We start from the raw sequence: 11,337 nt of genomic DNA, 5'->3' as shown, positions 1-11,337 counted from the left end.
AGCGCGCAGGCGCCGGATTATTCCCCTTTTTTCTGGGCCAGATGTACTGCCCGTCCGACGTAGACGTAGCGGGGCCGCTTCCAGCGGTAGTTCGCCTCATGCAGGCGGCGGCGCAGCGTTCGGGCGCCGACCGTGATGCCGTGACGTCGGTGCAGATACTGCCTGAGCAGAGGCACCGTCCAACTCGTCGCCTGATAGCCGCAGCCGCGCGGGTCGCGTGCCAGGGCCGCCGCCAGGCGGCACGGAGTGAGCCGCGGGGCCGAGTGCGGTCGCCCGGGGCGCGGGCGGTCCGCCAGGGCGGCGGCATCATGGGCCGCCAGGTAGCGTTCGAGCCACCCGCGAACACTGAACCGTGTGGCGCGCACGTGCCGGGCCACCTCACTGATTGGCTGTCCTTCAGCGACCAGCAGCACCGCCTCGACCCGGCGGTACAACCGTGCCTCGCGCGCCACCGATAACACACGCTCAAGGCGGCGCCGATCGGCCGGAAAAAACCGCTGCACCTCACGCTTTGCATGTCCACGCATGCCAGCCAGTGTGCCAGCAAGATCAGACTGGTCGAAAACTTTTGGCTACCTACTTAGTGGATGAAATCTGACAGAAGGTACCCAGGCGCAGCTTCGAAAGCCGCCTTGCGGCATCGGCATCAACAAACCCGTCTCAGAGCGGGTATGTTGCGATGTCCCCGGGCCGACGACACCGGTACCTGGGAGATGAAGCGCCATGTCTGGACTCACCCTGACCCGCAGGGCCAGCCTCGGGCTGAGTGCCGGCGCCGTCGCGGTCGTCGTTACCCGCCCCGCGGATGCGCAGCCGTTGTCAGTGAACCCGTCTACTCCTGCATTCCGCCCCGCACGTATGATCGTGCCGGTGCCCCCGAGCGCCCCCCCGACCTCGCCGGCTGCCTGCTGGCCGAAGGGCTGGCGCGCCGCCGCGGCCACCCGATTGCGGTGGAGAACAGGGCCGGTGCCGACGGCGTGATCGGAGCCGAGGCATTTGTCCAAGCCCGCCCCAGCGAAGCCCTCTTCTACAGCTTCGTCGCGGCGGTGACGGTCGCGCCGCTCCTGCACGAGGGGCGTCTGCCCTTCGACCCGGAGGCCGACTTGGTGCCGATCTCCACCGGTGCGGCCGACTTCTTCGTCGTTTCCGTCTCGCCGACGCTGCCGGTCCGTACGCTGGCCGAGTTCGTCGAGCACGCTCGGGGCCAACCCGGCGCCTTGAATTGGTTCGCCTCGCCAGGCGCACCCTGCATGGTTGCGGCACTGCCGCAACGGGCTGGGCGAGATTCTGGAGGAGCGTGCCGCGAGCGGCCGAGGCCGACAGGTGCCGCGCGGGGTCAAGCGCAAGATGAGCAACTACCCGCTGCGGCCCCGCGCCCCGCAGCCGATTACCTGCGTTGATTACAGGTCCGCGATAAGGATCTCAAAGTGAACAGCATTGACCCTAGACCTGGGTCAGCTTTCAACCGGCGACCGGGTCAGTTTCACTCCGGCGGCTACACTGGTATTCCCCTCGCGCACGGACACCTTCGGGTTGGTGCTGCTGGAGGCGCTGGCCTGCGGCATGCCGGTGGCCGCCTATCCCGTCACCGGCCCGCTCGACGTGCTCGACGGGCGTCAGGACATCGGGGCGCTGCACCGGGACCTCCGGACCGCCTGCCTAATGGCCCTCGGTGCCGACCCGGCCGCCTGCCGCGCCCATGCGGAGCGCTTCTCCTGGCGCACCTGCACCGAGATCTTCGTAGCGAACCTGGTTCCCGCCGCCCAGTCCCACTGAACGGTGCGCCCGGCGGCGACCGCGCTACCGCGGCAGCGGCACGGTCTTGAAGGCGCGCCAGTCCTTGAGAGCATGCAAAGCCGCGGGGGGCAGGTCCCCGAGGCGCCGCTCGGGTAGGCTCCTGGCCCGCGGGGCGAGGGAGCAGGGACCGGTGGTGAACCTGGTGTGGCGGGTGAAGCTGGTCGCGGAGCTGGGGCCGTCCATCAGATCACCTCACTCTGGCCAGGCACGTCGCCGGCACCTCGACGCGGCCAAACCCCCTCCGCACCAGACGTGATCGCGGTGCGCGCGCGGGAGATCATCGTGACACCGCGGCCACCGGGAGCCGAGCTCAGCTGGGTCGGGCCGGACCAGGCACCCGGCGCGCCATCCGGAGCCCGAAGGTGCGGGGCCTCCAGCAGACGCCGAGCCTCGGCCAGCACGGCATCGGCGCCGAGGACGCAGACGCGCCGCTCCGCGCCGAAGGCGAGGCCGCCGATGTCCACCCCGGTGAGCAGGGCCGCGAGCTCGGCGGCCAAAGTCTCCTGCATGGCCGCGGTCACGATCCCTACGAAGCACCCTGGCTACTCGATGGCCCGATGCACGGCGAAAGGTTTGGCGTCTCTGTGCAGCAGGTCCTGGTGCCAACGCTGCGGCCGGACGATCTCGTCATCATGGACAACCTCAGCAGCCACAAGAGCGCGGCCGTGCGCCGCGCCACCCGCCAGGCCGGCGCCAAGCCACTCCTGCTGCCGCAATACTCGCCCGATCTGAACCCCAGCGAGCAGGTCTTCGCCAAACTCAAACACCTGATGCGCAAGGCCGCCGCACGAACCCAGGACGCGGTATGCAGCACTATCGGCATACTCCTCGACACCTACACGCCGCAGGAGTGTGCCGATAGTGCTGCACATTCCGGATATGGACAAAAGTAAACACATCGCGCTCTAATATGCGCGTTGTGCCTTAAGAACAACTATAGGAACGGCAAACATGACGCACTTGCCTGCAGGCCGTCGGGGCTTGGCGACCGGCAAGCCTGCGTTTGCCGTTCCCTGTCACGCCCGGATGAGGCTCGGCAAGCCAGTGGTAACCGAGAACCGGGCCAGTGCGGGGGCGAGCATCTGCGACGCAGCAGTTTCCCGAACGGGGCACGATGACGGCATGCTGCTGACATCGCCAGCGGCCGCCCTGACACGTTCTCGCATTTCCGACCTATGCCAGAACTCGACGGGTGGCCTGCCATGCGCACCGATGGTCACGATCGCCCATGCTGTTGTCGCCGGAAGGAGGTCCGATGGCCGCTTGAAATCATCGCTCCTCCTGGCTCTGGGCACCTTCACGGTCGCGCAGTTCATGTACCCGGACATGGCGCAGGCCCAGTGCAACGCCAGCAGCAACCCTTCGCCGCCGCCACCGGTGCAGTCTAGTTTCTCCAACCAAAGCTTCGGCACGACGCCGCCCCTGACACCCTACTCGGCGACCTCACGAGGTCTCGCTGGCTGCGTGGGAGGGGATGGAGGATTTGGGGAGCCCGGTAGTCCTGGCAGTCCAGGACAGCCCGGCGGCCAGATCGATGGCACGAACAGCGCGCTGACCATCATTGGTGGCGGTAATCCCGATGCCGGACTCCAGACCTTTGGCGCGCGCATCACCAGTGCGGGCGGAACTGGAGGAGCAGGCGGCGAGAGCGGCTTTGTAAGCAATTTCTCCGCTGTCGGGGGCAATGGCGGTGCTGGTGCGGCCGGCGGTGGAATCACGCTCAGGTTCGATGGCACCTTTGTCCCGGACCCGACGACAGGTCTGGCCACGATTGGACTGAGCGGAAACTCCCTCGGTGGCGTCGGTGGCGCCGGAGGAGAGGCCGACGATCAAGGAACCTTCGCCAGGCAATCAGGCGACGGAGCCCCGGGAGGCTCCGGTGGCTCCGTTGCACTGATTGCCAGCGGTTCCGTCCGCGCGGAGAGTCAAGGTGTGGCGGCAGTGTCGACCGGAGGAAATGGTGGCAATGGCGCTGACGCTTACACTACTGGCGACCTATTTGACACCGCCCAAGGCGGCGTTGGCGGTAATGGGGGAGGAGCGGCCGCGGCATCGGTGCAGTGGCTCAGCGGCACCGTAGTGACCTCGCAGTTCGGCCTGCTTGCCACGGCGGAAGGTGGGTTCGGGGGCTCTGGCGGCGCGACCGGGGTCAGCTTTACCACAGCCGTGGGCGGCAATGGCGGAGTTGGCGGTGATGGTGGGCCAGCCAGCGTGCTGCTCAGCAGCGGGACTGTCACGGTCAGCTTAGCCTCGTACCTGTCCTACGGCAGCGGGATCTCCGTGTCCTCCAATGGCGGCAACGGTGGTCATGGCGGAGTACCGCACTACGGGACCGGTGCCTCGGGCGGCAATGGCGGGAATGGCGGTAATGGCGGCTCGGCCAGTGCCACGCTCCTTGGAGCGGTGACCTATAACGGATCGGATGCCTCGGGCCAGGTCAGCGGGCACGGGGTCCTGGTCCAGTCCAACGGCGGCGTTGGCGGACAGGGCGGGGACGCCACTGCCATTGAAGGTCAGGCCGGTGGCGGCGGGTTTGCCGGTGCTGGCGGCAGTGCAACGCTGACCATCGGCAACGCGACGACTGCCGGCAGCATCCGGACATCGGGCAACTTCGCGCATGGCGCCCTGGTGCAGAGCATCGGCGGCGGTGGCGGCAATGGTGGTCAGGCGCATTTCAACACCGAGGGCGGCGCGGGGGCGGCGGGCGGCCATGGCGGCGCGGTGGAGGTGGATTCGCTGCGGGGGTCGGTGGTCGCCACCGGCAAGAACGCTGTTGCAATTCTGGCGCAAAGCGTCGGCGGCGGCGGCGGCGGCGGTTCGGGTGGCGATACCAACGACGTCGCCATCGGTGCCCAGATCGCCATCGGTGGCAATGGTGGCCTTGGCGGCGATGGCGGCACGGTCAGGTTGAACCTGGCGCAGGGCGTGTTCGCCTCCACCAGTACGCTCGGCGGCGCCGGAATTCTGGCGCATAGCATCGGCGGCTCCGGTGGCGCCGGTGGCAGCGCCGTCTCCCAGGGTATTGGGATCCTGTCGATGGCCATCGGCGGCGATGCCGGGGGCGGCGGCCATGGTGGCCCGGTGAACGTCACCAGCAACGCACTGATCACCACCTATGGCGACCATGCCGCCGGCATCCAGGCACAGAGCATCGGCGGCGGCGGCGGCAAGGGTGGCTCGTCGGTGTCATTCGTGGGCGGCATCGTTCCAGTCGCGTCGGTGGCGGTCGGCGGCCGCGGTGGCGGCGGCGGCCCGGCGGGCGACGTGTCCGTCACCAATACCGCGCAGGTCACGACCTATGGCCCGGACGCGCACGGCGTCCTGCTCCAGAGCATCGGCGGCGGCGGTGGCACCGGCGGCGCGGCCGCGGCGCGCGCGGTCGATCTCTCCCCGAACAAGAACATCCCCGCCATCTCCATCTCGGTCGCGACCGGCGGCGCCGGCGGCGCCAGCAACACCGGGGGCACTGTCGGGCTCAACAATGCCGGGCTGATCACCACGGCCGGCGACGGCGCCATCGGGGTCATGGCGCAGTCGGTCGGTGGTGGTGGTGGCACCGGCGGCGACAGCACGGCCGCCTCCTATTCGGGTGGCAACACCGGGGGCGGCCTTTCAGTCTCAGTCTCGGTGGCGGTCGGTGGCGCCGGCGGGACGGGCGGTACCGGCGGTGCGGTGACCATCGCCAACCAGGGGCTGATCGCGACCCTGGGCCAGGATGCCTATGGCGTCTTCGCGCAAAGCGTCGGTGGGGGCGGCGGAACCGGCGGTGGTGGAGACGCCACCGCATCGTCCAATGAGGCCAAGGGTAGCTTCAGCACCTCCATTGGAATCGGCGGCAGGGGTGGCACCGGCGGGCACGCCGGCATCGTCGGCCTGACCAACAGCGGTGCCATCACCACCCGCGGCGATGGAGCGGATGGCGTGTTCGCCCAGAGCGTTGGCGGAGGTGGCGGGGCCGGCGGTGGCGGCACCGCCACGGCCAGCGGCGGCAACCTGGCCATTGCGGTCGGCATCGGCGGTAGCGGCGGCGCCGGCGGCAACGGCAACACGGCAACGGTGCAGAACAGCGGCAGCATCGTGACACGGGGCACCGACGCCATTGCCCTCTCGGTGCAGAGCATCGGCGGGGGTGGCGGCAAGGGCGGCAAGGGCGGCGCGACAGCCGGGGGCGTGACCACATTGTCCAACGCGCAGGCCCTGTTCGACACTCTGTCAGCCGGGCTGAACATCAACCAGAACGTCATCAACCTCGGCGACGGCATCCTGCAGATCGGCCAGATTGGCGAGGACATCAAGGCGACCTATGACGAGTTGCGGGGCATCTTCACGCAGCCACAGGCCGGCGAGGCGGAGAACGGCACCAGCGTGCAGATCAACGTCTCGGTCTCGGTCGGGGGGCAGCGGCGGCGCGGCAGGCAATGGGGGCGCCGCGAATGCGACCAATCTCGGGTCGATCGCCACCTTCAGCGCCCAGTCCGACGGCATCTACGCCCAGAGTGTCGGTGGGGGCGGCGGAAGTGGCGGGGCGGCGAGTTCGACCAGCGGGGCGAGCGACGATACGCCGGTCCAGACTGCGGTCGGGGTGGGCGGCAGGGGCGGGGGTGGTGGCATCGGCGGCCCGGTGACCGTCGTCAATGGCACGGGCGGCACCATCCTGACCCAGGGCGTCGCAGCCTTCGGCATCTTCGCACAGAGCGTCGGCGGCGGTGGCGGCGAGGGATCGCTGGCCGGGACGGTCAGCGGCTCCTTGAAAAGCCTCTCGGTCGGTGTTGGCGGCAATGGCGGCCGAGGCGGTGATGGCGGCACCGTCAGCGTGACCACCGGGGACGGCACCAGCGGCAGCAGCATCACCACCACCGGCAAGCATGGCATCGCCATCTTTGCACAGAGCATCGGCGGCGGCGGCGGCCTGGTGCGCACCATGACCACCGATCAGACCTTCGACCCCTCCAAGATCATCGTAAATCCGCAGGGGCGTGTCGGTGATGTCCATGGCCTGACGCTGACCTTCGGTGGCCAGAACGGCATCTCGGGCCAAGGCGGGGAGGTGCGGGTCACCACCAGTGGCCCGGTCACGACATCGGGCCTCGATGCGCATGGCATCCTGGCGCAATCCATTGGCGGCGGTGGCGGCATGGCGGTGGGTGGCCGGGTCACCCTGCCGCCGGGCGGCACCGGCGGCGCTGGCGGCGCGAGCGGGAATGGCGGCCCCGTCATCATCCAGCTACAGACCAACACGACCATCACCACGAACGGCAATGGCGCCTACGGGGTGCTGGCGCAGAGCATCGGCGGTGGCGGCGGCGTCGCCGGCGACCTGTCTGCGGTCGGCTCCTACCAGTCCGGCACAGCCAATGCGGTGAAGGCCAATGGCGGCGACGGAGGTGCAGTATCGATCACAGCGAGCAACGCATTTGTCCGGACGTTTGGCTCCTACGCCCCGGCCATCTTCGCGCAGAGCATCGGCGGCGGCGGCGGCCTGATCGGCTACGACGTCCCTGCCGCGGGGGCGACCGGCATCATCGCGCGGGGCACGGCGGGCGGCAGTGGCACCGGCGGCGGTGTGACGGTGTCGCTCACCGGCAGCCGTGTCCAGACGTTCGGCGTGGGATCGGCTGGCATCTTCGCTCAGAGTGCCGGCACATCCTCCGGCCCGATCCGGATCTCGATCGATCGGCTCTCGGAGGTCGATGGCGGGACACCAGATCCCAAGAATCCGAACCTGCGTGAGACCGCGGCGATCCGGCTGCTGGGCGGCACGGCGAACCAGATCACGAATGCAGGCGGGATCGAGTCGATTGGCGGCCTGGCCATCTCGGCGGACACGCCGCGAAGCAACACCAGCGTCACCAACACCGGCTCGATCAAGGGCGACATCGTGCTCGGCGGCGGAACCGGCAGCGTCGTCGACAACCGACCGGGCGGCGTGATCGACGCCCCGACCACCATCGACCTGAGCGGCGGCGTGTTGCGGAACGCGGGCACCCTGCATGTCGGTGGGGCAGGGGTGATTGGCCGGACGGCGCTCACGGGCGACCTGGTCCAGGGCACGACGGGCCGCCTTGTGGTGGACACCAACCATGCCACCGGCACGGCCGATCAGCTCAGCGTGCAGGGCAGCGTGCGCCTGGGCGGCACGGTGGAGGTGCATCCGGTGGTGGTTGCCAACCGTGCCGTGACCGTGCTGACGGCAACTGATGGGGTCATGGTAGACGCCGGCCTTTCCTCCAATCGCATGCATCTCTTTCGCTTCGACCTGCGGCAGGCTGGCGGCGCCCTGCAGGTGCAGCCCGTGGCGGAGTTCAGCGCGGCCGCCAGCGCGCTCGGCAACAACCAGCGCCAGGTAGCAGGGCATTTGCAGGAACTCTGGAACGGGGGTGCCAGGCTCGACGCGGCCTTCACGGCACTGGCCGGGATCGGCAATGGGGCGCGCTATGGGCAGGTCCTGCACAGCCTCTCCGGGCAGACGGTCGGCGCCATCGCCGCCTTCCCCCTATGGCAGGGAAGTTGTCCGGCGCCTTGAGATGATCTCTCATTTCCAGAGGGGCGGGACGGAGGGATGATTTGGCCTACTCGACGGAACGCCGCGCGGCGGTTCTGAGGAAGCTGGAGCCGCCGAACGCGGTGCCCTTGCGGCAGCTGGCCAAGGAGGAAGGGATCTCCGAGGCAACGCTGCACACCTGGCGCCGCGAGGCTCGCCGCCAGGGGCGGCTCCTGCCCGATGCCGACGCCGGCCCGGAGGGTTGGACGTCGCGCGACAAGTTCGCCGCCGTTCTCGAGACCGCCGCCCTGAACGAGGCCGATCTCGCCGCCTACTGCCGCCAGCGGGGTCTCTACCCCGAGCAGATCCAAGCCTGGCGGACCGCCTGCGAGCAGGCCAACGACTGGGACCGCGCCAGCAGCCAGCGGCTGGGCCAGGCGACTAAGGAGGAGAAGAAGCGCATCAAGGCCATCGAGCGGGACTTGGCGCGCAAGGAGAAGGCGCTGGCCGAGGCGGCGGCGCTGCTGGTGCTGCGAAAAAACGCCGCGGCGATCTGGGGGGGACGGCGAGGACGCATGATCAGCACCCCAGATCGCCAGAACGCCATGGCGCTGATCGACCAGGCTGTCGCGGCCGGCGCGCGCCGCGCCCAGGCCTGTGCGGAACTCGCGCTCGATGAACGGACCTGTCGCCGCTGGCGGGCCCGGGACGGCGCGCCCGAAGACCGCCGCCCGACGGCGCCTCGGCCAGCACCGGGCAACAGGCTGTCCGAGGCGGAACGCCAGGCCGTGCTGGAGGCCTGCAACAGCCAGGCCTTCAAGAGCCTGCCGCCAAGTCAGATCGTGCCCCGCCTCGCAGACCAGGGCCGCTACATCGCCTCGGAAGCAAGCTTCTACCGCATCCTGCGGGCTGAGGGTCAGCAGCACCACCGTGGCCGGGCGAGGCCGCCGGCGCGTCGCCAACCGCCGACCAGTCACCGCGCCCGCGGCCCCTGCGAAGTCTGGAGCTGGGACATCACCTGGATGCCCGGCCCGATCCGGGGCGGGTTCTTCTATCTCTACCTCATCCTCGACGTCTACAGCCGCAAGATTGTCGGCTGGGAGGTCCACGAGCGCGAAGCCGCCGAGCTGGCCGCCGAGCTCGTGCGCCGCGCGGTCTGGGCCGAGGGCTGCCTCACCCGCCCTCTCGTCCTGCACGCCGACAACGGCAGCCCGATGAAGGGCGCGACCATGAAGGCCACCCTCGAACGGCTCGGCGTCATCGCCTCCTACAGCCGCCCGCGCGTCAGTGACGACAACCCGTTCTCCGAAGCCCTGTTCCGTACCTGCAAGTACAGGCCGGACTGGCCAGCATCGGGGTTCGCCAGCAGGGAGGACGCGCAACACTGGGTCGCCCGTTTTGTGGCCTGGTACAACCACGAGCACCGCCACAGCGCGATCCAGTTCGTCACGCCCAGCGCCCGGCATGCAGGTGAGGATCGCGCGCTCCTCGAGCGTCGGACCGAGCTCTATACCGAAGCTCGCGCCGCCAACCCCGCGCGGTGGTCACGCCAAATCCGAAACTGGGCGCCGGTCGGCGACGTCTGCCTCAACCCCGAGCGCGACATCAGCGACCACGAAATCAGAGACGCCGCCTGATGGGCACCGGACAACTTCTTTGACAAATACCGCTTCCGCCACAGCTCGAGCCAGAATTTCATCACCAACATGCTGAACGACTGCGCGACCTTCGAGGGGGCCGGCCTATCGCAGGATGAGGCCAGCTGCGGCTGGGCACGCTTCTTCGGCGGCCATGCCGACCAGGACGGCAGGGGTGGTGCGCTCGGCTACCGGATGAACGCCTGGACTTTCCAGGCCGGCGGCCAGCGTGAGATCGCCCCCGGCTGGTTCCTTGGCGGCTCCCTCGCCTATGAGAACAGCGAGTTCCGCGGCGATGGCGGCACCGCCACGGTGAGGGGCGACAGCTTGCTGGCGGGCGCAATCCTGCGCTACCAAACCGGGCCCTGGCAGGTCTCCGGCGTGCTCGATTTCGGCTATGGTTGGTATGACAGCAGGCGCAGCGTCTTCATAGGCCCGGTCGGCGGCACGGCGAGTGCCTCGCCGACCGCCTGGCACTTGGGCGTCCATTCGCGCATCGCCTATCAGGTGCCCTTAGAGCCTATCCCGGTAGGGCATGTCGCCAGGTGATGATGGCGAGTGCGAAGTGGAGCTGCGCGAGGTAGTTGCTGGGTTTCTTGGCCCAGCGGATCAGGATCGAGCGGAACCGATGGAGCCATGAATGCGTGCGCTCCACCACCCAGCGCCGCGCCTTGGCCCGGGCGTGACGCTTGGCGCTGACCTCCTCGCCGCGTGTGCGCAGGTGCAGGGTGAAGCCGAACTCCTCGGCCAGGGCGCGCGGCTCGTCGTAGTCGAAGTCCTTGTCGAGGCAGAGGTGCTGCGGTCGACGGCGGGTCGGTTCGGGCCGCTCGATCGGGATGGCCTCGAGCGTCTCCCGCATCAGCTTGTGATCGTTGCGGTTGGCCCCGTCGATGGTCGCCCCGAGCGGGACGCCGCGGCCGTCGGTCAGCACCAGGCGCTTCACCCCGCGCTTGCCGCGGTCCGTCGGGTTGCGGCCGGTTTTCTCGCCACCCAGCGGCGCCTTGCCCATCGCCCCGTCCAGCGCCAACCAGGTCCAGGCGATGCCACGCAGTGCGTCGTAGGCCAGCAGGCCCTCGCGCCAGAACGCCGCGAAGACCCCGGCCGCGAGCCACTCCTGGAAGCGCCGGTGCGCCGAGGACGACGAGCAGATCGTGGTCTCCCGCAGCGCATTCCACTGACACCCCGTGCGCAGCACGAAGAAGATGGCGTCCATCGCCGCCCGGTCCGGCACCCGCGGGTTGTGGCAGCCCAGTGGGTGCGGCGGGCGTGGTGGCAGCAGTGGCCCCATCTTGGCCCAGAGCGCGTCCGGCAACCGCCAGCCGTCGTCCCGAACGCGCCACTTCCTCGCTTTCCGTGCAGTCCCTCTCGTCATCCCAGGTAGATGGAGAGCCGAGGATCATCCTCCTACTGGGATACGCTCTA

General features: G+C 69.1%; 8 protein-coding genes and 1 pseudogene. 6 read left to right on the top strand and 3 right to left on the bottom strand.

Annotated features, from left to right (window positions below; all coding sequences use genetic code 11):
* Positions 1-17: 17 nt before the first annotated feature.
* Positions 18-527 carry a helix-turn-helix domain-containing protein gene (locus tag KSF81_RS00790; RefSeq protein ID WP_217377316.1) on the bottom strand — a complete coding sequence of 170 codons (510 nt, stop codon included), beginning with the start codon at positions 525-527 and terminating at the stop codon, positions 18-20.
* A gap of 60 nt (positions 528-587) precedes the next feature.
* Between KSF81_RS00790 and KSF81_RS00785 the strand changes: the two genes are divergently transcribed.
* The 3 genes and pseudogenes from KSF81_RS00785 to KSF81_RS00775 form a co-directional block, all read left to right on the top strand.
* A complete protein-coding gene (locus KSF81_RS00785; RefSeq protein ID WP_309139432.1) occupies positions 588-1,400 on the top strand; it encodes a tripartite tricarboxylate transporter substrate-binding protein in 813 nt (270 codons plus the stop codon).
* A gap of 37 nt (positions 1,401-1,437) precedes the next feature.
* Complete coding sequence (locus KSF81_RS00780; protein WP_217377314.1) at positions 1,438-1,776, top strand: glycosyltransferase; 339 nt, start codon at positions 1,438-1,440, stop codon at positions 1,774-1,776.
* 542 nt (positions 1,777-2,318) lie between these two features.
* Positions 2,319-2,690: pseudogene (locus KSF81_RS00775) on the top strand (transposase); the annotation flags it as partial.
* Positions 2,691-3,240: 550 nt separating this feature from the next.
* Here the strand turns inward: KSF81_RS00775 and KSF81_RS00770 are convergent.
* Positions 3,241-3,630: a hypothetical protein gene (locus KSF81_RS00770; RefSeq protein WP_217377312.1), complete on the bottom strand. Its 390-nt coding sequence runs from the start codon at positions 3,628-3,630 to the stop codon at positions 3,241-3,243.
* Between the two features lie 222 nt (positions 3,631-3,852).
* On the opposite strand from KSF81_RS00770, the gene KSF81_RS00765 reads away from it, so the two are divergent.
* The 3 genes from KSF81_RS00765 (at position 3,853) to KSF81_RS00755 (ending at position 10,464) form a co-directional block, all read left to right on the top strand.
* Positions 3,853-6,594: a hypothetical protein gene (locus KSF81_RS00765; RefSeq protein WP_217377311.1), complete on the top strand. Its 2,742-nt coding sequence runs from the start codon at positions 3,853-3,855 to the stop codon at positions 6,592-6,594.
* Between the two features lie 1,767 nt (positions 6,595-8,361).
* A complete protein-coding gene (locus KSF81_RS00760) occupies positions 8,362-9,915 on the top strand; it encodes an IS3 family transposase (RefSeq protein WP_217377310.1) in 1,554 nt (517 codons plus the stop codon).
* A 69-nt stretch (positions 9,916-9,984) separates the two neighbouring features.
* A complete protein-coding gene (locus KSF81_RS00755) occupies positions 9,985-10,464 on the top strand; it encodes an autotransporter domain-containing protein (RefSeq protein ID WP_217377309.1) in 480 nt (159 codons plus the stop codon).
* On the opposite strand, the gene KSF81_RS00750 is transcribed toward KSF81_RS00755, so the two are convergent.
* Positions 10,436-11,287 (bottom strand): IS5 family transposase, encoded by an 852-nt coding sequence (locus KSF81_RS00750; protein WP_217377308.1) that lies wholly within the window; start codon positions 11,285-11,287, stop codon positions 10,436-10,438. The genes KSF81_RS00755 and KSF81_RS00750 overlap by 29 nt on opposite strands.
* Between the last annotated feature and the right edge of the window lie 50 nt (positions 11,288-11,337).

It is taken from the genome of Siccirubricoccus sp. G192 (assembly GCF_019084075.1).
In the GTDB taxonomy this organism is placed as follows: domain Bacteria; phylum Pseudomonadota; class Alphaproteobacteria; order Acetobacterales; family Acetobacteraceae; genus G192.
Note: the sequence above shows the minus strand (reverse complement) of the source record. Positions and strands in the feature narration are given on the sequence as shown.

Coding starts and splice junctions, on each gene's coding strand:
- KSF81_RS00750 (WP_217377308.1), bottom strand. CDS start 11,287: ATGACGAGAGGGACTGCACGGAAAGCGAGGAAGTGGCGCGTTCGGGAC.
- KSF81_RS00790 (WP_217377316.1), bottom strand. CDS start 527: ATGCGTGGACATGCAAAGCGTGAGGTGCAGCGGTTTTTTCCGGCCGAT.
- KSF81_RS00785 (WP_309139432.1), top strand. CDS start 588: ATGAAATCTGACAGAAGGTACCCAGGCGCAGCTTCGAAAGCCGCCTTG.
- KSF81_RS00755 (WP_217377309.1), top strand. CDS start 9,985: ATGCTGAACGACTGCGCGACCTTCGAGGGGGCCGGCCTATCGCAGGAT.